Origin of the sequence: Photobacterium nomapromontoriensis (assembly GCF_050336815.1) — a bacterium.
GTDB classification, from domain to species: domain Bacteria; phylum Pseudomonadota; class Gammaproteobacteria; order Enterobacterales; family Vibrionaceae; genus Photobacterium; species Photobacterium nomapromontoriensis.
This window is the reverse complement of record NZ_JAKJSL010000059.1, coordinates 1-20,880: the sequence shown is the minus strand read 5'-3', so window position 1 is coordinate 20,880 and position 20,880 is coordinate 1. Positions and strand designations below refer to the sequence as shown.

Here is a 20,880-nt window from a genome sequence, read left to right as displayed (position 1 = left end):
AAGTGGATCGTTTGCTTGTTATTCGAACACCTTGAGTAAGTGTTGTTCTTCTTTCTGATTTATACACCCTAGCTGGCTCTGAATCTATCACTATTGAGCTAACTTGGGTCGATCCACTGTACTGTGCTTTGTTTGGTTATTGACGTATACCTTCAACATGCAGTTCTAGATCCGCGTAGCTTGATGCTCCCATTACTTGAATCCCGTAGTCGGCCAGTTCAATACGTGTTGTGCCACTAAATCCAGCACGATATCCCCCCCAAGGGTCATCACCTTCACCGATAAATTGTGCCTCAATGATGAGTGGGTGAGTTTGACCGTGCAGGGTTAAATTGCCATGGATAGCCATTCTGCCATTGGCTTCTGGCTCAACCTTGGTTGAGGTAAATGTAGCGGTGGTATATTTTTTTACATCTAAAAAGTCACTGCTGCGAATATGTTTATCGCGTTCGGCATGATTCGTGTCAAAGCTGGACATATCAACGGTCACTGTGACTTGCGATGCTGCGATATTTTGGGGATCGTAACTGAAGTTACCATCAAATGTATTAAAGCGACCCTTAATATAGCTATAACCTAAGTGCTCAACTTTAAGGTTAATTGATGCATGGGCATCTTTCGTGTCAATTTGATAGTTGGCTGCGTTCGATATCATAGGCATCGATATAGCGGCGATGAACCCTAATGTAAAAAGGTTTTTTTTCATTTTATTTCACTCCTAGCATTTTTTTTAATGTGTTGTCTTTATTAATAAAATGGTGCTTCAGTGCAGCAATCGCATGCAATACACTCAGGCCGATCAGACTATAAGCAAGGTAGTAATGCACGTCACCGGCAATATCCGATTGGTTTGGAAATAGCTCGCCGACAGAGGGGATAGAGAACCAGTTAAAGATGTCTATTGCGCGTCCGTCAGCTGTTGAGATCAGGTAGCCAGAGATAAAAAGGCCAAATAACAGCAGATAAATGAGCGCATGGGCAACCTTTGCAGCAGCAATCTCCCAACGTGCGCCTTCAATGGCAGGGGAGAGGCGAATACATTTCCAGCCGAGTCGGAAGAGGGTAATGATGGCAAGACAGAGTCCGACAGATTTATGCCAGTGGGGAACGGGTTTATACCATTGTGAATAATAGTTAAGGTCGACCATCCATAAGCCAGCAGCAAAAAGTCCAATCACGGTGATGGCGGTCAGCCAGTGGATGAAAATGAAGAGTCCATCATAGGTTTGTTTGTCCCTTGCCATCGCTGTATCACTATTATGTTTATATATGAATATAGTGTAGTGATTCTTGGCAAGAAGATAAGAGGGCGACGTTGAACAACAACATCAAATATATTGACGAAGATAACAAAAGCCAAACGCAATGCTGTCGTTTGGCCTTGAAATATCAGGTTATATCTACACGCTATTTAGCGACGTCGACCACCGCGTGATGAACGCTCTTTATGTGCTGATGCCGCTTTGGCTTGAGACAATAAAATGGACTCGACAGTCAACGCCATTGGTTCTTTAGGTTTTAATCCGTGTGGAAATGTGCGAGAGCGAGGCGGGATTTCAAACTCAGCCTCTGATGCTCTAGGCATGCGCTTGAAGCGGTAGAGATAAAAGTTTTCAAGCTTCTCGCGTGCCCAGTCAGTTTTTTTCAAATACTTTATACTACTTGCAATAGACGGCTTGGTATTGAAGCAATTGAAACGTAGTGCGGTATCCAAGATATCCCAACCATAGAAATCCACTAATTCGGTCAGTAAGGTTTCTAACTTCAGGCCATGTAGCGGGTTGTTTTGTTGCAGTTCAATTCTTTCTTCATCAGTCATCGTGAATTCCTTAATCAATGGCAGCCCAGTGGGCCACCATGTATTGAAATAATTATTTAGGCTACTTGCTGCATTTTTAGTTGGTGATCAAGATACTCGTCATAGGTACCTTGGAAGTTAACTAACTTCTTCTCTTTCACATCAATAATGCGGGTAGCCAATGATGAGACAAACTCACGGTCATGGCTGACAAAAATTAATGTGCCTTCATAAATTTTTAGCGCGTTATTTAACGCTTCAATCGCTTCGACATCCATGTGGTTAGTCGGTTCATCCATTACTAACACGTTAATGTCTTGCATCATCAATTTGCCAAACAACAAACGGTTTTTCTCACCACCTGAGCAGTTTTTCGCTTTCTTGTTGGCGTCATCAGCGGTAAATAACAGACGACCTAAAATACCACGTACCATCAAATCATCATGCTTGGCAGTACGCCATTGAGAGATCCAATCAAAAATGCTTAAGTCATTGTCAAAATCAGCCGTGCTATCTTGCGGGCAGTAACCGATAGAGGCATTTTCAGACCACTTAACAATCCCTTCTTTTGCTTGGAGATCATTGACCAAACAACGTAATAGTGTGGTTTTACCGACACCATTTTCACCGATAATAGCCAAGCGTGAACCCGCTTCCAGTAGTAGGTTGCCACCACTAAACAGTAATTCATCATCAAATGCGTGACCAAGATCAATCAGTTCAAGCGCCTGACGGTGAAGTTTTTTACCCTCACCGAAATTGATAGACGGGCTCATTCGGCTCGATGATTTCACTTCATCTAACTTAATTTTATCCATCTTCTTAGCTCGTGAACTGGCTTGTTTTGCTTTTGATGCGTTAGCGCCAAAACGGTTCACGAAGTCTTGCAGTTCGCTGATCTCTGCACTTTTCTTTGCATTACTTGCCAATAATTGCTCACGAATTAGCCCGGACGCTTCTAGGAAATATTCATAGTTGCCCGGATAAATACGCAGTTCACCGTAATCGATATCAGCCATATGGGTACATACCGAGTTCAGAAAGTGACGGTCGTGCGAGATGATGATCATCGTGCATTTACGTTGCTTCAGCTCGTCTGCTAACCAGTTAATGGTGTGAATATCCAAGTTGTTTGTTGGTTCATCAAGTAACAGAATATCAGGGTTGGCGAATAGAGCCTGAGCCAGTAGTACGCGCAATTTCCAGCCAGGAGATACTTGCTGCATTAAGCCGTAATGCAATTCTTCTTCAATACCCGCTTGCAATAAGATATCACCTGCGCGACTTTCTGCGCTGTAACCATCCATCTCGGCAAATTCACTCTCTAGCTCAGCGACCAGCATGCCATCTTCTTCTGTCATTTCTGCTTTAGAATAGATGCGATCACGCTCTTGTTTGATTTCCCAAAGCTTCTTGTCACCCATGATAACGACATCAATGACGTTGAATGCTTCGAATGCAAATTGGTCTTGGCTCAGTACGCCTAACTTATGTCCTGGTGTGATCGAAACATTACCAGAGCTTGGTGTTAATGCACCGCTTAGGATCTTCATGAATGTTGACTTTCCGCAACCATTAGCACCGATTAAACCATAGCGGTTTCCGTTACCAAATTTAGCTGAAATGTTTTCAAATAAAGGCTCAGCGCCAAATTGCATCGTGATGTTAGCGGTAGATATCAAAGAAGTATTCCTAGGTGCTTACTGACAAATATATTGCTCGAACGAGAATGGCCAAAATGATGAAGTGCGAAAGCACGGGCCATATGGGTAAAAGCGTCGGCCGCGAATTATACAGAGATATGGATCACAATGTCGAGTTGAAACACATCAATTACCAATGAAAATGCAGCTGTAAAGCACCCGCCTTGCGCAATAGTTGGCCTGCAAGGGCGATGGGTTTAAGTATAGGGTTCAGGTGAGTAACAAGCGTTTGTGTAAAGTTAAGTTGAACAGTGCTCTGCTGGTGAGGTCGACATTCAAATGAAGGGATGCATTAATGAAGAATACGTTGCGCATTTTAACGTTCAATCACGTTGTATTGATTATCGTGGAAGTGTGCTTAACCTCTTCTTTTTGTGAAATTGGAAGTCATTTATTCTGATTGGCTACATAGTTGTAGGTGTTTGATCAAAGAAAATGCCAGATCCTTTGTTTAGATTAATTGCCTGGACCACTGTAGGTCCGTTCTCTGGGCTTTATTGCTCAGGGGGTTAGTGCTAATCACAAGGAGTTTTCATGAGCGGTACCCATAAGCAACGTATTGGGATCATTGGTGGTATGGGCAATGAAGCCATGGTTGATTTGATTGAAAAAATGGTATCTATTCCCGGTGCTGATGCTCGTGAGTTTATTGCATTTGGTAATGCAAGATTGGCCTACAAGCCAGAAGAAGTGATGCACAAGTGGCTACCGACAGATCCACCTGAATTACGTAAGGTTGATACCGCAGCTTTTACTTTGAGACTGATGCAACACCTAGGGGCTGACGTAATGGGACTGGCATGTAACAGTGCGCATGCTTTGTTCCGTCGCCAGCTACCCGCTGTGCCTGTGGCATTTGTTGATATGATCCATCAAACGGCCCATTCATTAATAGGCACGCTAGATAACGTTTTGGTGATGGGGGTCAACAGTCTGGTTGATTCAGGTTTGTATCAGTCAGCCCTTGAAGCACAGGGTATTGCATCAACTAAACCGTCGCCAGATAACCAGCAAAAAGTCATGAGTGCGATTTATGACTCCGCGTTTGGTATTAAGACGGCTCAGATCACCCGCGAGGCAGAAGTCTTACTGTGTGACGTTATTCGTGATGAATGCCAGCAGCAAGGGTGTTCAAAAGTCGTGCTAGGTTGTACCGAGCTGCCATTGGCATTAACGGCTGCGAGTTGTGAGCGGTTCAAGCAAGAAGGCTTAATCCCAGAGCATATCGAAGTGATTGATGCTTCAAGGGTGCTGGCTGAATCATTACTGACCGCACAGGGAGAAGGAGAGAGCTTGGCGAGTGATCTCGAGACCTACCGTGGTCCACATAGCGATTGGTTCGCACCGCTTACCTTTAAAGTCTCGTCATTTGACATGGCGGCTAAAATTCAAAACGAAGTCCTTCGCTTGACTGTTGATTTTCTAGCAGCAAGAGGGCAATCAGTTACGGGCAGCTATATGCACCTGCCAACCTTGTTTATTTCAGAATCAGCACAAGATGCTGAAGAGAAATTACAATCGATGGAAATGATTGTGCATACTGAAGATGAAGCCCTTGAGCCCATCATTGTTGATGCGCTTGAGCGTTACTACAAGGATATGAACGCTTAATAAAGCCTAAGTTGAAAAATAGGGCTCCTAGCAAGGAGCCTTTGTTGTTTGAAAGCGATCGCTATATCAATAGTTAAAGAGCGAAAAGAGTACAGCTTACTGATGCATTCTATCTAAGAGGCGTTGACGAAAACCCACTGGGTCTTTATGTAGAGCCTCGTGATATGCAACGAAAGCTTGATATCTGGCTGTTGACATGAGCCAACTAGCTAGCAATGGAAAAAACACAAACATAATGAAAAACCATTTGTATTCATGTTCAAGTAATATAGCAACTACTATGTAGCATGTAAGTTGGATATTAATAATTATCTTATTTATTTTAACCGCGCCTGATCTCCCTCTAATTATTAGTATGTTTGGTATGGCTATAAATAAACTCATTATTAACTCAAGGGATACTAGCAATACACCAAACTCTTCAGCTGTAAATTTCCCCAAAAGTTGTTGTAATAATCCAATAACCAAAGGGCAGATAAGTCCACCACCAAAAATAGGTAGCATAATGACTGAAATACCTGTAACAAAAATCCAAATTGAGAGTTCATGTCTTTCAAAAAAGTCATCTATCATTTTTATCAAGCTCTTCGTAAATGCCTATCTTTAGTGTCATTCATGAATTCGCACAAGGTAGAAGTAGCCCAGTAGGAGGGCTACCACCTTCACCACACGGAGGTTGTCCCAGCCTATTGATGCATTCTGTCTAAGAGGCGTTGACGAAAACCCACTGGGTCTTTACGCAGAGCCTCGTAAAAAGCGACAAATGCTTGATATTTGGCGGTTGACATCAACCAGTAAGCTAACAGAGAGAAAGTAATAAAAATAGCACAAAACCATTCAATATCATGTCCAAAGGTTAATATATATAATGAATAACATGTGAATTGAAAGTACAAGTTTATCTTATTTACTATTACTGCTTGTGGTTTTCCAAAAACAATAATTAACACATTTGGTATTACAATAACGGCATTCATCATTATTTCTAAAGCAACGATATAGGTAAGTAGTTGTTTTGATGAAAACTCACCAACTAGATGTTCGGTTGATGCAACAGCAATAAAAGCAGCCATACCACCCCCGAACATGATAAGCATGATGACTGAAATGCCTGCAACGAAAGTCAAAATTGAGATTTCATGTTTTTCAAAAAAGTCATCTATCATTTTTATCAAGCTCTTCGTAAATGCCTATAGCAAGAGTTTTTAGAGTTCCCCCGTAGCTACTCCCCGCAATACTCAAACTGGCTCCTACTGCATCTTTCACGTTAAGCGACACCGCGTTCACCAGAGCTTGGCTGCTATAGCGTTTGGTTAGCTTACCTGAATTGCTGAGAGTTTTAAGTACTCTTTGACTGATTACTGGCTGATTTAATCTGTGAATTTCGAGTGTCAGTCGCTTTCTTTCAGAACGACTTAAGCCTTTTAATATTTCAGCAAGTGACTTACCTGTGGTGATTTTAAGTGTTTTGACCATTTTTATCGTAGTCGCACCAGCTGCGGCAGCTCCTCCTAATGAGATGACATCAAGTGCGGTATTAGCTGCACTATACCATTCTTGGTCATCAAGTTTATCAAGTTCTTCTGGGTATTTTATTTCAGCACCAGTTCTCGCTAATCCATTTAGGCATTGCAAGCCAGATGCTACACCTGCCGCTACTCCAAGGTATGTCACTGCGGTACTTCCACCGCCAGTGATTGGAATTGCTGCGCTTGCGCCAGCCACAACAACCCAGCTCAATACTGCCGCGCCACAACTTAGCCCAGTATTTACCAATTCTTGAGTTAGTTTACTTTCTCGTCGAGATGCTTTTAGTTCACTGGCAAATTGAACTGCAGACATTTGTAGTGGTGGCTCGCGTAAAATTAGTCGAATTGGGAGTTTACGTGAATTGGCTTCGAAAGGACGTAGAGTGGTAACGGTAAATTCATTGTCAATAAAAACCACTCCTGCGCCTCTTGTATTTGGATCAGAATCCAGAGCTTGAAAGATACGTCGAGTATTGAGTTCATATTGTAATCGCTGTTTAAGTTGTTTCTCTCTATTTATTTGAGATGGAAAACGAAGTAACGCACTAGACATCGTCATTTCCTTTGATGATTTTTAAAAAATGAGTTCCTTATATGTGGAACGCTATACGTTATTTAGGCCAATGTGATGTATCATCATTGCACGCATTTGAAGTTAAAATTTTCTCATAGAGAATATAGCTGTGTAAAATGCCGGCAAGTAATATCCCCATCAAAAAATACAGATTGAGTGCTGACTTCCAATTTATGTGAGAAATAAGTATGTATTTTCAGTTATTAGCCCATTTTATTCCCGAATTCAATGTGGACGATCACGCCGGATCACCTACGTTAATGTCGTGATATCGTAGTGAGTCCATTGCCATTGCGCTGATTAAGCCTGAAAAATGTCACTCATAAACGGTAGTGATATTAAATGGGTATTGGCGTGATGTGTAAATTTTTGAAGTAATCAGGTGATGTGAAATAGCAACGTTCTATCAATGAGGTAATGACCTATTATGACGAGTAAAATGTAACATAGATTGTTTTTTAAGATTATATATTACGTTTTTCTGTGGAACTCACTACTTATGGATTCGTGGCATTAATTGTTGAGAAGCACGTGACTATTCCTATATGGCCCTATATGCCTTACTATACATCGCTATTGTCACATTGTAGGTAGTAATGAAATGAAGCGTTTAGGGAAAAGTAGTGCTCTTTGGGTGAGTTTATCGTTGATGGCGAATGTGTGTTTCGCGGCTGATGGTAACGTTACGGTGTTTGCGGCCTCCTCACTGACCAATGCGATGAATGATGTTGCTGACGCTTATACAGATAAAACCGGTGTCAAACCCCGCGTATCATATGCCTCCTCTTCAACGCTTGCTCGGCAAATAGCGCAGGGTGCGCCTGCAAATATTTACCTTTCTGCCAATGAAAAGTGGATGGACTACCTTGTCCAGCAAGATGTAATAGACACTGACAGTCGCAAAACGCTGCTTGAGAACCACCTCGTGATGGTGGCTCCGAATTCATACCCCGCTGAACATATCACGTTATCAGCATCGTGGGATCTGACGAAAGCCCTTGATGGAACACGTCTTGCTGTTGGCGATCCGCGCCATGTACCCGCAGGCATATATACCAAAGAAGCATTGCAAAATTTAGGATTGTGGACACAGGCCGAACCACTTTTAGCACGAGCGAATAATGTACGTGCGGCGTTACTGCTGGTGGAGCGACAAGAAGCGCTGTTGGGTGTTGTCTACAAAACGGACGCGATGGTTTCCAAGAAAGTGAAGGTCGTGAGCGAGTTCCCAGACAATAGCCATAGCCCCATTTCCTATCCTATTGCATTAGTGAAAGGAGAGGAGAATGCAAACGCTCACGATTTTTACGATTATTTATTGTCAGATGACGCAGCGGCTATTTTTGCTAAATACGGCTTCGGAGCAAGCCGCTAGTGCTGACCGAATATGAAATTCAGGCGCTATTATTAAGTTTAAAAATTGCTAGTGTGTCTGTTCTTGTGAGTTTGCCGCTGGGCATAGCGTGTGCTTGGCTGCTTGCGCGTGGCAAATTCATGGGTAAAGCTATTCTTGATGGTTTAGTGCATCTGCCACTGGTATTACCGCCTGTCGTCATTGGTTATTTACTGTTAATCACACTTGGCCGACAAGGCTTTCTTGGTAAGGCTCTGTATGAATGGTTTGGTCTGACATTCAGTTTCAGCTGGCGCGGGGCCGTTGTTGCCGTGTCAGTGGTTTCATTTCCACTCATGGTGCGTTCGATTCAATTAGCCTTAGAAAGCGTTGATAGAAAGCTAGAGCAAGCTGCGCGTACGCTCGGCGCCAGCCCATTCAAAGTGTTTATGACCATTACGCTTCCGTTGATCATTCCCGGCATTTTAACCGGTTCTATTTTGGCCTTTGCCCGCGCGCTGGGTGAGTTTGGTGCCACTATCACTTTTGTTTCCAATATACCCGGTGAAACTCAGACTATCCCATTGGCGATGTATTCTTTTATTGAGACTCCGGGGGCAGAAGATCAGGCTGCACGGTTGTGTGTGATTGCGATTGTGATTGCTTTGACGTCATTACTGGCATCAGAATGGTTGTCACGCGCAGCTCGTCGTCGGTTGGAGGCGAAATGATTCAAATTAATGTGAAGCAAGTACTGGGTGACTTGCAGTTAGATATTAACTTGTCACTGCCCATGCAAGGGATCACCGCCATTTTTGGTCGCTCAGGGGCAGGGAAAACCTCGCTGATTAATGTACTCAGTGGATTAACACAGCCAGATGATGGCGTGATTGCCCTTGGCGAGCATGTGCTCTTTAGCAAAAGTAAAAAGATCAACTTGCCGCCAGAGAAACGCAATATTGGTTACGTTTTTCAGGATGCGCGATTATTTCCTCATTACACGGTGGCCGGTAATCTGCGCTATGGCAGTGTCAGTCATGATCCTGCACAATTTGCGGCGATATCCGCGTTATTGGGTATTGAGCATTTATTGAAGCGTTATCCCGCCTCGTTATCGGGGGGAGAAAAGCAACGGGTCGCTATTGGCCGGGCCTTGCTGTCAAACCCTGATATGTTATTGATGGATGAGCCGTTAGCATCGTTAGATCTTCCGCGCAAACAAGAGTTGATGCCATACCTTGAAAAGTTGACGAAAGAAGTCAATATTCCGATTGTCTATGTTACACACAGCCTAGATGAAATTTTGCGCTTAGCTGATCATATGGTGATGATCAATCAAGGTAAGGTGGTTGTGTCAGGTCATATCAATAGCGTATGGGGTTCGCCTGAAATGCGTCCTTGGCTGCCTGCCAAAGAGCAGAGCTCGCTGTTAAGTGCACGGATTAATCATCACCATCCCCGCTATGCGTTGACTCAAGTGATGTTGAATCATGACTCTTTTCTTTGGGTAAATAAGCTTGAGCGCCCTCGAGGTGAGTGGGTGAGGGTACGAATACATTCTAATGATGTATCGATAACCAAAGCTCGCCCAGAGCAGACCAGTATTCGAAACATATTGTCAGCCAAGGTTGATAAAATACACCCTGTCGATGAACAGCAGCGGGTTGAAGTTCGGCTACGTATTGGTGAAGCTCAATTGTGGGCAAACATTACACTGTGGGCAGCTGATGAGCTAAACCTACAAGTGGGTGATGCCGTGTTTGCCCAAATTAAAGGGGTGAGTGTCACAGTTGATGATTTAGCCGTGATGTGAGTTCCAGAATAATCGTGGTTATAAGCTATAGGTGGTGGTGTTGATTGCAAATATACACGACACCATTATTTTATTGCTAGACTATGACTAATTTACGATATTTGAATTTTATTGTGATTATAAATATTCAGCTAAATATAAATTAGTAACAGTTCGTAGAAGTATGTAGTAATAATAGACAGCATTGTCCATTTATTAGTGCTTACCTGTTTAAGGTTGGATGTGATTAATAATACATTTAAATACAGCTACTTATATAATATAAAGGTGTAGTTATTTAACCTGTTAAAGTTTTAATACATCCGTCACGCTTAAAAAACAAGCAGTGCATATTGTATCGTTCAACTTATAGTCAGTATAATGTAATTTATCAACTCAATAATAAGAATATCAACGTGTTTGATTAAGTGATATTTGTTCTTGCTCGTTAAGAATAAGATAAATCGCGTTAATGAGGCACACCTAATGCACTGTATTCTACGACGACTAGGTATATCATGAAAGTATTACCCATTTTTCTATTATCAGCTTTATTACTTACTGGTTGCGGCGGCGGTGGTTCAGGCTCATCAGGCAGTGATGATTCTGTGACCGGCACTGTACCTTCGGATGGCGGGGTTTCTGGTGGTGATACAACTATCAATCCTGGAGACTCTGGAAACGTTGATCCATCGCCACAACCTGTACCGCAGCCAGATGCGGATTTTGCTGAAAAAATGCTATTTGCTGTTAATCAAGCCCGTTCTCAGCAGCAAAACTGTGGTGGGCAAATTATGCCTGCTGTACCGGCTTTGACCTGGAATTTTGATTTAGAAGCGGCAGCGTTTGGCCATTCGAGTGATATGGCAAACGGGAATTTCTTGAGCCATACGGGATCGAATGGTAGTACTCCTGATCAGCGTATTGCGGCGACAGGATACTCAGCCAATGCTTGGGCTGAAAATGTTGCTGCTGGACAGAACGATATTGATGCCGTTATGGCGTCTTGGATGGCAAGCTCTGGTCACTGTGTCAATATCATGAGCGCGAATGTGACGCAAATGGGTGCCGCTGAGGTTCAAAATGCAGATACACAGTATGGCATTTACTGGACACAAGTTTTTGCACGTCCGCGTTAAGCTTTAATCCTAACATAGCATTTGAATATGAATAAAAAGGCTGCAGAATTGATTCTGCAGCCTTTTTTAATATTAGTGTTAATAGAAACGTAATGCGATATTGGCTTTTAAGTAAGTCGCTGCCATCTTAATCCAGCCATTTTGGCGTAGGCGGCTCGGATCAAAACCAAAGCTAACCGGGATCATACGGTAGCGCCATGTTTGAGCTGCGCGCCTAGTATAGTCACATTCCCCACATTGAGTGATGTTTTCATTAAATCCCCCAATTTCTCTATGTACACGTTGGGTAGAGAACATGCAGGCACCGACTATAGTCGGAAAGAAAAAAGACGTAACAAATAAGCCGGTATTAATGGCGGTATAGCCAAGATGGTACCCCAGCGATAAGTTGTCAGCCTTCATATAGGCACCAGCAATGTCCACTTTTTTCTTCTCTAGTTGGTAGATAGCATCACTCAAAAATGTAGGTGTCAGCCTGACATCAGCGTCGAGAAACAATAGGCGTTCATATTTCGCCAGTTGCGCGCCTACATTTCGAGCGAAACTCACGCCATGTTGTTTTAATTTCTTCACTGTGATCGTCGGCAGGGCTTGCCCAAATCCTCGTGCAACATCACAGGTTTTATCTTCACTGTTTGAGTCGATGACAATGACTTCAAAGTGTTGATGGCTTTGTTTGTTGAGATCATCAAGTAAGCGGCCAATGCGCTTTTCTTCATTATGGGTATTAACCACAATGCTTATGGCTGTCATAGTCTTGTCCAGAAAATAGAATTATCTGAGTCGCTATGTGCAGTATGTACGGTAGTGACTGAATTAATGCTGAGTAGCTAATTCATCTTATGTTCAGATTGAGATGCATTTGGGGGAGCTAAGACTAAAGCCACCGTTGAGTGGTGGCCTTATTTGTGTCCTTGGGTATTAGTGGGTCAGACTAAAATTCTTCGCCATTTGTAGCTGATAATCTTCTACATCATGAATCCAAGCTGGACGACTTATTACTCGCGCTAATAATAAAGAGGGAATCATAAAGAAGAATAAAGGGATCGCCTCGTAAAAAAAAGTTTGGGCAAGTATGTCATGATCCGATGCATAATTTATCGCGCCAAGGATACTAAATATGATCCCTAACATAACCATGATAGCGGAAAGAAGAAGCCCAAGACCAAGCAGGTCTCTGAAATAGAGTTTTGATGCAGTCATATCCATAACCTCAAGCTAATTTTGCTATGAATATACGCCGAATTCGCCTATAAAGCGTGATCCTGATCACGCATGATTTTCCTAATGGATATAAATAGAAAGAAGATTGATTTAAGACAAATTGTGACAGTGCTACTGAACAATTGAAATCTTTTGTCTTTGTTTTACGCCACTACATATCAATGTGAATAAAAATAATGCAGTTAACTGCTGCTGGAATTTCGAATATTGATTTAAGTTTGTGTGCCATTTTTTCTATAAACACTCCCATTTTCTAAGATTGTTGAATCTTATACATCCGATCTGAGAAAACAGCAGTATATTGTGGCAAAGAGGGACGCCGACATTGTTCACAAAGTGGCATGATGTTTTTGTGGTCAATATTAAAAGAAAAGGAGATGTGCGGATGAGAAACCCTAAAATTACCTTTATCGGTGCAGGTTCAACTATTTTTGTGAAAAATATCTTGGGTGATGTATTTCATAAACCAGCGCTAAAAGGTGCACATATTGCGCTTATGGACATTGATGAAGAGCGGTTAGAAGAGTCTCACTTTGTTGTCGGTAAGTTGATGGAATCAGCGGGCGCAACAGGCTCTATTAGCTGTCACTTGGATCAAAAAGAAGCTCTGCAAGACGCAGACTTTGTTGTGGTTGCTTTCCAAATTGGCGGTTATGAGCCGTGCACCGTAACGGATTTTGAAATTTGTAAGAAGCACGGCGTTGAGCAAACCATTGCGGATACGTTAGGGGCTGGTGGCATCATGCGTGCCCTGCGCACTATCCCGCATCTGTGGCAGATCTGTGAAGACATGATAGCGGTATGTCCAGACGCCACCATGTTGAACTACGTTAATCCAATGGCGATGAATACATGGGCAATGTATGAGAAATACCCACAAATTAAGCAAGTCGGCCTTTGTCACTCAGTACAGGGTACCGCGGAGGAACTCGCCCGTGATTTAGACATTGCTTACCGTGATCTCCGATACACCTGTGCGGGTATTAACCACATGGCGTATTACCTGACACTGGAGAAAAAACAAGCGAACGGCGAGTATGTTGATATATATCCTGAGCTTCTTTCTGCATTTGAACAGGGTCTTGCCCCTAAGCCTAAAGAAAGAGGTAATTTACGTTGCGTGAACTTGGTTCGGTATGAAATGTTCAAAACCTTGGGCTATTTTGTGACCGAATCATCAGAGCACTTTGCAGAATATACCCCTTATTTCATCAAGCCTAATCGTCCTGATCTTATTGAACGTTATAAAGTGCCGCTGGATGAATATCCGAAGCGTTGTGTTGAGCAGATCAGCAGCTGGAAAGAAGATTTAGCTCACTTAAAACAAGCGGAAAAGATTGAAGTTAAGGAATCAAGCGAATACGCCAGTACCATTATGAATTCTATATGGACAGGTACACCGAGTGTTATTTATGGCAACGTGCGTAATGATAATTTAATTTCTAACCTACCGTATGGTTGTTGCGTTGAGGTGGCGTGTCTGATCGATGCTAATGGTATTCAGCCAACCAGTGTCGGTCATATTCCAAATCACCTTGCGGCTCTAATGCAGACCAATATAAATGTTCAGACCTTACTAACAGAAGCCATTCTGACAGAGAACCGGGAGCGAATTTATCATGCAGTAATGTTAGACCCACACACTGCAGCGGTATTAGGCATTGAAGAAATTTATGCCTTGGTGGATGAGCTTATTGCCGCCCATGGCGATTGGCTACCTGCTTGGACACAGAACTGATAATTACACGAATAAATGAATCGTGGACAACCACGGTTCATTATCGAATTATAACGTGAAACTGAGGTACGGTTTGAGTGCCAGGGAGTGTTTATGAGTATTTCACTGAATACCAAATTGAGTTACGGGTTTGGCGCATTTGGTAAAGATTTTGCCATCACCATTGTTTATATGTATTTGATGTTTTACTACACCGATGTTGCGGGTATTTCTGCTGGGGTTGTAGGGACTATCTTCCTCGTTGCTCGGATTTGGGATGCCGTCAATGACCCCATTATGGGTTGGATAGTGAACAGTACCCGTAGTCGATGGGGTAAGTTTAAACCATGGATTCTCATCGGAACGCTAAGTAACTCTGTCGTATTGATCTTGCTATTTAATGCCCACAACTTTGAAGGCACTGCGCTGATCGCTTACGCTGCTGTCACATACATTTTATGGGGCATGTCATATACACTGATGGATATCCCCTTCTGGTCGTTGGTACCGACATTGACCATGGATCGACGAGAACGTGAAGAACTGGTCCCTTTTCCTCGCTTTTTTGCCAGTTTTGCATGGATGTTATCTGCAGCGATAGCGATGCCCGTCGTGGACTACTTTGGCGGTGACGACAAAGGTCATGGTTTCCAGATATTTGCGGTAATACTGGTTGCTTTCTTTATTGCCTCAACGATTATCACGTTACGTAATGTGAAGGAGCGTTATTCTTCAACACAGTTACAAGAAAGTACCCAAAGCCCAGCTGAAGAGCGGCTATCACTGAAAAAGATGATTGGCTTAATCTATAAAAATGATCAGCTTTCAAGCTTACTGTTCATGGCGTTGTCGAAAAATTTAGCAGGTAACATTATTACCGGTTTTGCTGTGTATTACTTTACGTATGTTATCGGGGACCCAGAACTGTTCCCTTACTACATGGCCTATGCCGCGATTGCTAACCTGATCACCACCGCTCTTTTCCCTAAATTAGCGTTGCGTTTTTCACGCCGAACTTTGTGGGCGGGTTCATGTTTGTTCCCATTATTAGGCAGCGTGATATTAATCTTAATCAGTGCACTGAACATGCCGAATATTGCTATGGTTACGTTGGCGGGTGTTTGCATGACCATTGGTAATGCACTGTTCTGGGTACTACAAGTGATCATGGTGGCAGACACAGTCGACTATGGAGAATATAAGCTGGGTGTACGTTGTGAAAGTGTGGCTTACTCGGTACAGACCATGGTTGTTAAAGGTGGTTCTGCGCTGGCTGCCTTCTTCATCGGTGTTATCTTGACGGTTGTTGGTTATGTTCCCAATATTGATCAATCATCTGAAACCATCTTTGGTATGCAATGTATTATGATTGGCTTACCGGCTTTCTTCTATGGCCTGACTCTGTTCATCTATTTCCGTTACTACAAACTGAATGGCGAATATTTAGAACAAGTACAGAGTGCAATTAAAGCGAAGTACGAGGACAACAAGCCCGCGGACGCAAAAGGCGATAACCTAGAGGTAGCGTTCCAAGACTAATCCCCGAACTATCAGTTATATAAATGAAAGGAGCCTGATGGCTCCTTTTTGATACTCTGGCGATCTTAAGATGCTCGTTTTAGGTCAATGCGTCGCTGGTGGGTATGTGCTTGATATCACTAACTGCTGGCACTATCATGCTTGTCTTTTACGCTTATTCACGACGAAGCTAGGACTAACATGCAGAATTTAATCAAGTTTATTCACCGCTATTGGTTAACGATTTCATTGATGGTGCTATGCGCGATTACGGTTCTGTCATTGACACCAGCACCGAGTCTGCCGACTGTGCCAGGTACAGATAAAAGTCATCACTTTATCGCTTATGCGGCATTGATGTTTAGTGTTGCGCTGAGAAAGCCGCAACATTGGTTATTCATCGGGTTGTTTTTCTTAGGCTGGAGTGGGGCAATTGAACTCATTCAACCCTATGTTAATCGCTATGGTGAATGGTTAGATCTTGCCGCCAATGCGGGTGGGCTATTGTGCGGTATTTTACTTTCCACATTAATAAACCATTTTCTACCTGTGAGACATCCCTAATAAGTGACGGTGTCACATTATCTCTTAATGAAACGTGGCGAGATAAATAATATCTCGCCTTTTTTATCTTATCGTGATTGAAATGGAGAAAGGTCGATCCCTTCTATTTCACATACGGCTTTAATCGTTGGATGGTTAGCCAATTGATTAAGGTAAAGTGCTAAATGCGTAAAGTGAAGGGGAGAGTTTTTAATGGGAAGTGACCATTGTGCCAGCATGAATAAGAAAAAATCGCTCGCGGTAATGGAATCTCCCACTAAATACGGGCTTTCGGCCAACCGTGCGTCAAGCACCGCCAAGGCATCGGTAATGCGCTCATCCTGCGCGGCAATAATGTGAGCGATGCAACTCTCATCAGTTGTGTGGCGATGCGGGTAATAGCGCACCATCAGCTCTGCCTGAAGGGTATTATTTAAGTAGGTCAGCCACTGGAAGAATAATGGTCGTTCAAGACTGCCTATAGCGGGAATCAATCCGTGCTCAGGATGCTGTTCACATAAGTGAATGCAGATAGCCGGGCTTTCAAATAGTGCATTACCACGGTCAACCAGTGTTGGAATACGTCCGGCGGGATTAAGCTTCAAATACGATGCGGATTTTTGTGAGTTACTTTTCTTATCGACGAGCAGCAGTTCGTAATCCAATCCCATGTGGTACAACAGAAAATGCGGCGCTAAACTGGCATTGTTGGGATAATAGTAGAGCTGATACACATGAAACTCCTTTTCAGTGCATTCGTCGTGAATGCACACAACAAGACTGAGCATATTCTATCGCATAATGCAGTGAAATGTTGTTCCTCTTACCGCTATAGACAGTAAATTTAAATTTGAGTTATTGAACGTTACGTTTAATGGCCGACTGTTCCGTTCCTAGTCGCTGCATACATGGCGATCATTCCATGAACTTCATCCATATAAAATTTGCTGTATATATATACAGTTATAATGGCATACCTGAAAATACCCCACATTGGTTTGCTAATAATGAGACCCCAAATGCACACTTCCACCGCGTTAGTAATGGCTAGTTAACTGATATTAATGAGCATTTGTCATTTAATCAGTATTAACGAGATCTCATTAATACCGGATGCTCACGTTGCCCAACAAAAAAATGCTGTGTGATTGTTTATGATGTTACATAAGTGATTGACTATAAAGGAGTTTTAAAAGAAAGTGTGGTACGGTTTTTTATGTATTGAGCTGGGGGAAGCGAGAATGCTGTTTAATACGCTGTTAGGCTTAAAAACAATGCTAAGTGAATCTCAAAATATCGAGACCTATAAAATGCTTGGACAAGTAGCAATGTGTTCTGGTGGAAGCGAGTTTAAAATTTCGTGGGCTATGAGCTTACTTGAGCAAGGCCTCGAAACAGAAAATCTAGCTACTCTAGCTACCTTACTAAAGCCCGTGAACGAATTTGAAGCTGATGATTATTTCAACCGTGTTCTAGTTGAGCTAAGTATTGATCGTCCAAGCGATGAAGCTGCTATTGAGGGTTATGTAAAAGTACTAACCGATGAAGTTACAAAAGGGTATCTTTTACCTGAATCAGCAGTGTCGATGATCTACGCTGCAAATGTACAACTAGGTTACCCAGGCTCTTTGGGGGAATTTACTGCTTTGGAAGATGAGTGGTATTGTGAATGTATTAACGGGTGGTCAAAACAGAAGAGAAATGAAGAAATTATTAAGGCTTGTAAAGAAGCATATGAAGCTCTCAACTACCCATACATCAGAAAAGCCTAACAAGCGCATGTTATCGGACTGGTTTTCCGCTGCGCTCCAAACCAGCCGCAAATGTGGGCTACATGGACTCCCTCGGTTGTCAACAACAGTGTCAGGTAATGTAAGGTTTGGGACTGCCGCTCTACATTCGGTCTATTTATTGGCATATTTGCCATGACCCTGATGACACTACGCGGTTGCGGTTCCTCATTCGTTAGAAGGCATCTAAAGTGCCCGCCGCATTATCAGGTTTTCCCGTAAATGGTCGTAACCATTACATCATCATTGGCTATTGCAATGACCCGGTGAAGCTTGTTACTCCCTTTGAAATAGGGTTCTATTGCTATTAGTTTTTAATAGGTGCGTACTCGGTATCGTTACGGAGCAACGACCAAATAATTCGTGCATTTTTGGCCGCGAGTGCTACCGTTGCTCGCTTGAAACCGCGTCGCTCAACTAAGTCTTTACACCAGAGGCTGAGCCGATCGGTTTTATCACCGAGGTTGGAGATCACCGTTCGTGCGCCATGTACCAGTAATGTTCGAAGGTACTTATCGCCTTTCTTGGTAATACGCCCAAGTCGGGGTTTACCGCCGGTTGAATATTGGGAAGGAACCAGCCCTAACCAGGCAGCACTCTTTATTAAAATTTAGCTCACCCTTTATCGAACTGTTCACCTTTACCGATACTGGCAATAATGGCCGTTGCGGTGATTGGACCAACACCACCGACTTTCATTATTTTTTTGCATTATGGCTACGTGATACCAACATATCGAAGCAATTTTCTTGATCATCAATACGCTGGTTGAGAGTTAAAAGATGTTCGTAACTATCAGCGATAATTGCTCTGGCTAAACTGGGGAGTTTATTTTCTGCATCTTCCAGTACTTCAGGAATAACCCGTTGGAGAGTATGGCGACCAACAGGGGCAATAATGCCGAACTCAGCCATCATCGCTCGGACTTGATTGAGTAATCCAGTGCGTTCATGTACCCAGTTTTCACGCGCACGGTGAAGTAGCAGTATGGATTGTTGTTCAGCAGATTTGATTTTAATGAAGCGCGTTGAAGGACGGGCGACGGCGACACAAATAGCGATGGCATCATTAAGATCGTTTTTGGCGCCCGTCCTGAAAGGTGCAACATATTTTGCTGCCATAATTTTAGGCGTATGGCCAAGCTTCGTCAGTTCACGAGCCTAGTAGTGCGAAGCGCCGCAAGCTTCCATCCCTATGATAGCGGGTGGAATATTGGCAAATGTGGTCAAAACTTTAGATCGCCCCAATGTTTTAGAAACAAAGCGGGTTTTGTGGATCAATATCTTGCCAGTAGAATCTTCGCCGTGGATACTGAAACTATGTTTGGCTAAATCAATGCCATAGATAGATTGTGACATGGTGGCCTCCGAAATATTATCAAACCAGACTCATCAAGTGTGGCAGAGTCTGGGTGAGGGGGAGTCCATGCCATTCGTTATGAAACTTTGAGGACAACATGGCATTAAATGAGGCATTTTCCACAATATTGGCAGCAGCAGGTAGTGTCGCTGCGATTGGTTTTCTTGCTAAATTATTCGCTAACTCAATAGCCTCAGCAGCGATTAAGAGATATGAATTAGTAAATGCTCAGGCTTTAGAAGAGCAAAAGTTAACTCACCAGAAAGAGTTGGAAGATATAAAGTCACAGTTAGTAAAGCTCCAAAAAGAACACGAAATAGTCTTTGGTAACTTGTACGTCAAGCGAGAGAAAGTGGTTATAAACCTATACAAACTCATGAGCGAACTTGCATTATTGGCTGAACACAAACAAAAAGACTCCAGCATAGAAATTAACACTAAGTGTGCGGCTTTAATTGACTATTTTGAACTAAACCGCTTGTACTTTCCCCAAGATATTGCAAGGGAAATCAACGGCGTAATAAATACGGTATTTCACTTAGGTAACGACCCTGAACATGAAAAATATGAACAGCTAGTGTTTCAGCTAAAAATACAGGTTTATGACCAAATGGAATCTGCGTTTAGAGAACTGCTTAAAATCGAAGACTATCGATAACCAGTATCATAACAGAGCGTTAGTGCGTCAAGCTAAGCTTGATGCATCTTGCAGGGTGCAAGTCCCTGTCAGGTAAGGTTTAACCCACCACCTGTATCGAGTGTTGCGCTTGTGGCGGAGTTTGAGATTAGCGCTCGCTTCTCAGCAGTGAAGACTGCATCAAACGAACAAAACAAGTGAAGCGTACACAGAGAATTATGTAGGCCATAGGGGCTATCGTGGCCCTGAAGTGCTGGTATCGCTCCGATAAATACTAGAACTGACTGACGAGGTTTGTAACGCCATCGAAGTCCATGCAAAACAGCCGTTATTCATGCTAATGAAAGGGTGAGGTTGTGGCGAGTCAGCGGAGTTATCAAGCCGTGGCATGTATAAAGAGATGTATCAGGAACTTGAGAGATCCAAAGATGCTCCACAAGGAAAGTGGTAGGGTTGTTRAGTMAAAARCGARACGAACGAGGGCCCTTTGGAAGTCAGATCAGCCCGTAGTAGTCCGAGCAGGGGAAAGCCTTGTGCATGGCGAAGGAGCTGACAGTTATATYCGGCATTAAGCAGACACATAGCCCAGACAAAGTAGGGCTGGGATCGGATC

20 protein-coding genes and 1 pseudogene are annotated in these 20,880 nt (G+C 42.9%); 10 read left to right on the top strand and 11 right to left on the bottom strand.

The features are described from left to right. Nucleotides 1–136: 136 nt before the first annotated feature. The 4 genes from L4D12_RS22895 to L4D12_RS22880 form a co-directional block, all read right to left on the bottom strand. Nucleotides 137–706 (bottom strand): YceI family protein, encoded by a 570-nt coding sequence (locus tag L4D12_RS22895; RefSeq protein ID WP_428450143.1) that lies wholly within the window; start codon nucleotides 704–706, stop codon nucleotides 137–139. Between the two features lies 1 nt (nucleotide 707). Continuing rightward, nucleotides 708–1,244: a cytochrome b gene (locus L4D12_RS22890; RefSeq protein ID WP_428450142.1), complete on the bottom strand. Its 537-nt coding sequence runs from the start codon at nucleotides 1,242–1,244 to the stop codon at nucleotides 708–710. A gap of 167 nt (nucleotides 1,245–1,411) precedes the next feature. Then, on the bottom strand, nucleotides 1,412–1,819 hold the full coding sequence (locus tag L4D12_RS22885) for a VF530 family DNA-binding protein (RefSeq protein WP_428450141.1): 408 nt from the start codon (nucleotides 1,817–1,819) through the stop codon (nucleotides 1,412–1,414). Between the two features lie 56 nt (nucleotides 1,820–1,875). Next, nucleotides 1,876–3,480, bottom strand: coding sequence for an ABC-F family ATPase (locus L4D12_RS22880; RefSeq protein WP_428450140.1), 1,605 nt, complete (start codon nucleotides 3,478–3,480; stop codon nucleotides 1,876–1,878). A 555-nt stretch (nucleotides 3,481–4,035) separates the two neighbouring features. On the opposite strand from L4D12_RS22880, the gene L4D12_RS22875 reads away from it, so the two are divergent. Next, a complete protein-coding gene (locus L4D12_RS22875) occupies nucleotides 4,036–5,112 on the top strand; it encodes an aspartate/glutamate racemase family protein (RefSeq protein WP_428450139.1) in 1,077 nt (358 codons plus the stop codon). A 96-nt stretch (nucleotides 5,113–5,208) separates the two neighbouring features. Here L4D12_RS22875 and L4D12_RS22870 read toward each other — a convergent pair whose 3' ends face one another. The 3 genes from L4D12_RS22870 to ssp4 form a co-directional block, all read right to left on the bottom strand. Further along, nucleotides 5,209–5,685: a hypothetical protein gene (locus tag L4D12_RS22870; protein ID WP_428450138.1), complete on the bottom strand. Its 477-nt coding sequence runs from the start codon at nucleotides 5,683–5,685 to the stop codon at nucleotides 5,209–5,211. A 113-nt stretch (nucleotides 5,686–5,798) separates the two neighbouring features. Beyond that, nucleotides 5,799–6,278: a hypothetical protein gene (locus tag L4D12_RS22865; protein ID WP_428450137.1), complete on the bottom strand. Its 480-nt coding sequence runs from the start codon at nucleotides 6,276–6,278 to the stop codon at nucleotides 5,799–5,801. Next, a complete protein-coding gene (ssp4, locus tag L4D12_RS22860) occupies nucleotides 6,268–7,194 on the bottom strand; it encodes an Ssp4 family T6SS effector (RefSeq protein WP_428450136.1) in 927 nt (308 codons plus the stop codon). Before ssp4 ends, L4D12_RS22865 begins: the two co-directional genes overlap by 11 nt. 622 nt (nucleotides 7,195–7,816) lie before the next feature. Between ssp4 and modA the strand changes: the two genes are divergently transcribed. The 4 genes from modA to L4D12_RS22840 all read left to right on the top strand — a co-directional run bounded on the left by modA (nucleotide 7,817) and on the right by L4D12_RS22840 (nucleotide 11,479). Continuing rightward, nucleotides 7,817–8,590, top strand: a complete 774-nt coding sequence (modA, locus tag L4D12_RS22855; RefSeq protein WP_428450135.1) for a molybdate ABC transporter substrate-binding protein — start codon at nucleotides 7,817–7,819, stop codon at nucleotides 8,588–8,590. Beyond that, a complete protein-coding gene (gene modB, locus L4D12_RS22850) occupies nucleotides 8,590–9,279 on the top strand; it encodes a molybdate ABC transporter permease subunit (protein ID WP_428450134.1) in 690 nt (229 codons plus the stop codon). Before modA ends, modB begins: the two co-directional genes overlap by 1 nt. Then, nucleotides 9,276–10,361 (top strand): molybdenum ABC transporter ATP-binding protein ModC, encoded by a 1,086-nt coding sequence (modC, locus tag L4D12_RS22845; protein ID WP_428450133.1) that lies wholly within the window; start codon nucleotides 9,276–9,278, stop codon nucleotides 10,359–10,361. The genes modB and modC overlap by 4 nt, the downstream gene beginning before the upstream one ends. A gap of 497 nt (nucleotides 10,362–10,858) precedes the next feature. Continuing rightward, nucleotides 10,859–11,479 carry a CAP domain-containing protein gene (locus tag L4D12_RS22840; protein WP_428450132.1) on the top strand — a complete coding sequence of 207 codons (621 nt, stop codon included), beginning with the start codon at nucleotides 10,859–10,861 and terminating at the stop codon, nucleotides 11,477–11,479. Between the two features lie 78 nt (nucleotides 11,480–11,557). Here the strand turns inward: L4D12_RS22840 and L4D12_RS22835 are convergent, their stop codons facing one another. Continuing rightward, entirely contained in the window at nucleotides 11,558–12,232 is a 675-nt protein-coding gene (locus tag L4D12_RS22835; protein ID WP_428450131.1) for a glycosyltransferase family 2 protein, read from the bottom strand. A 168-nt stretch (nucleotides 12,233–12,400) separates the two neighbouring features. After that, nucleotides 12,401–12,682, bottom strand: coding sequence for a D-fructose-6-phosphate amidotransferase (locus L4D12_RS22830; RefSeq protein ID WP_428450130.1), 282 nt, complete (start codon nucleotides 12,680–12,682; stop codon nucleotides 12,401–12,403). Between the two features lie 406 nt (nucleotides 12,683–13,088). On the opposite strand from L4D12_RS22830, the gene L4D12_RS22825 reads away from it, so the two are divergent. From L4D12_RS22825 to L4D12_RS22815, 3 genes are all read left to right on the top strand, one after another. Further along, complete coding sequence (locus L4D12_RS22825) at nucleotides 13,089–14,441, top strand: alpha-glucosidase/alpha-galactosidase (RefSeq protein WP_428450129.1); 1,353 nt, start codon at nucleotides 13,089–13,091, stop codon at nucleotides 14,439–14,441. Nucleotides 14,442–14,534: 93 nt separating this feature from the next. Continuing rightward, the gene (gene melB, locus L4D12_RS22820; RefSeq protein ID WP_428450128.1) at nucleotides 14,535–15,959 is read left to right on the top strand and encodes a melibiose:sodium transporter MelB; all 1,425 of its coding nucleotides are present in this window, start codon (nucleotides 14,535–14,537) and stop codon (nucleotides 15,957–15,959) included. A 180-nt stretch (nucleotides 15,960–16,139) separates the two neighbouring features. Beyond that, nucleotides 16,140–16,502, top strand: coding sequence for a VanZ family protein (locus tag L4D12_RS22815; RefSeq protein ID WP_489685952.1), 363 nt, complete (start codon nucleotides 16,140–16,142; stop codon nucleotides 16,500–16,502). A 68-nt stretch (nucleotides 16,503–16,570) separates the two neighbouring features. On the opposite strand, the gene L4D12_RS22810 is transcribed toward L4D12_RS22815, so the two are convergent. Then, nucleotides 16,571–17,215: a glutathione S-transferase family protein gene (locus L4D12_RS22810; protein ID WP_428450126.1), complete on the bottom strand. Its 645-nt coding sequence runs from the start codon at nucleotides 17,213–17,215 to the stop codon at nucleotides 16,571–16,573. 507 nt (nucleotides 17,216–17,722) lie between these two features. On the opposite strand from L4D12_RS22810, the gene L4D12_RS22805 reads away from it, so the two are divergent. Continuing rightward, complete coding sequence (locus tag L4D12_RS22805; protein ID WP_428450125.1) at nucleotides 17,723–18,253, top strand: hypothetical protein; 531 nt, start codon at nucleotides 17,723–17,725, stop codon at nucleotides 18,251–18,253. Between the two features lie 325 nt (nucleotides 18,254–18,578). Here the strand turns inward: L4D12_RS22805 and L4D12_RS22800 are convergent. Further along, nucleotides 18,579–19,629 (bottom strand): annotated as a pseudogene (locus L4D12_RS22800) (IS110 family RNA-guided transposase). Nucleotides 19,630–19,727: 98 nt separating this feature from the next. Between L4D12_RS22800 and L4D12_RS22795 the strand changes: the two are divergent. Beyond that, nucleotides 19,728–20,288 (top strand): hypothetical protein, encoded by a 561-nt coding sequence (locus tag L4D12_RS22795; RefSeq protein ID WP_428450124.1) that lies wholly within the window; start codon nucleotides 19,728–19,730, stop codon nucleotides 20,286–20,288. The last annotated feature ends 592 nt before the right edge of the window (nucleotides 20,289–20,880 follow it).

Coding starts and splice junctions, on each gene's coding strand:
- L4D12_RS22895 (WP_428450143.1), bottom strand. CDS start 706: ATGAAAAAAAACCTTTTTACATTAGGGTTCATCGCCGCTATATCGATG.
- L4D12_RS22890 (WP_428450142.1), bottom strand. CDS start 1,244: ATGGCAAGGGACAAACAAACCTATGATGGACTCTTCATTTTCATCCAC.
- L4D12_RS22885 (WP_428450141.1), bottom strand. CDS start 1,819: ATGACTGATGAAGAAAGAATTGAACTGCAACAAAACAACCCGCTACAT.
- L4D12_RS22875 (WP_428450139.1), top strand. CDS start 4,036: ATGAGCGGTACCCATAAGCAACGTATTGGGATCATTGGTGGTATGGGC.
- L4D12_RS22870 (WP_428450138.1), bottom strand. CDS start 5,685: ATGATAGATGACTTTTTTGAAAGACATGAACTCTCAATTTGGATTTTT.
- L4D12_RS22865 (WP_428450137.1), bottom strand. CDS start 6,278: ATGATAGATGACTTTTTTGAAAAACATGAAATCTCAATTTTGACTTTC.
- ssp4 (WP_428450136.1), bottom strand. CDS start 7,194: ATGTCTAGTGCGTTACTTCGTTTTCCATCTCAAATAAATAGAGAGAAA.
- modA (WP_428450135.1), top strand. CDS start 7,817: ATGAAGCGTTTAGGGAAAAGTAGTGCTCTTTGGGTGAGTTTATCGTTG.
- modC (WP_428450133.1), top strand. CDS start 9,276: ATGATTCAAATTAATGTGAAGCAAGTACTGGGTGACTTGCAGTTAGAT.
- L4D12_RS22840 (WP_428450132.1), top strand. CDS start 10,859: ATGAAAGTATTACCCATTTTTCTATTATCAGCTTTATTACTTACTGGT.
- L4D12_RS22835 (WP_428450131.1), bottom strand. CDS start 12,232: ATGACAGCCATAAGCATTGTGGTTAATACCCATAATGAAGAAAAGCGC.
- L4D12_RS22830 (WP_428450130.1), bottom strand. CDS start 12,682: ATGACTGCATCAAAACTCTATTTCAGAGACCTGCTTGGTCTTGGGCTT.
- L4D12_RS22825 (WP_428450129.1), top strand. CDS start 13,089: ATGAGAAACCCTAAAATTACCTTTATCGGTGCAGGTTCAACTATTTTT.
- melB (WP_428450128.1), top strand. CDS start 14,535: ATGAGTATTTCACTGAATACCAAATTGAGTTACGGGTTTGGCGCATTT.
- L4D12_RS22815 (WP_489685952.1), top strand. CDS start 16,140: ATGCAGAATTTAATCAAGTTTATTCACCGCTATTGGTTAACGATTTCA.
- L4D12_RS22805 (WP_428450125.1), top strand. CDS start 17,723: ATGCTGTTTAATACGCTGTTAGGCTTAAAAACAATGCTAAGTGAATCT.
- L4D12_RS22795 (WP_428450124.1), top strand. CDS start 19,728: ATGGCATTAAATGAGGCATTTTCCACAATATTGGCAGCAGCAGGTAGT.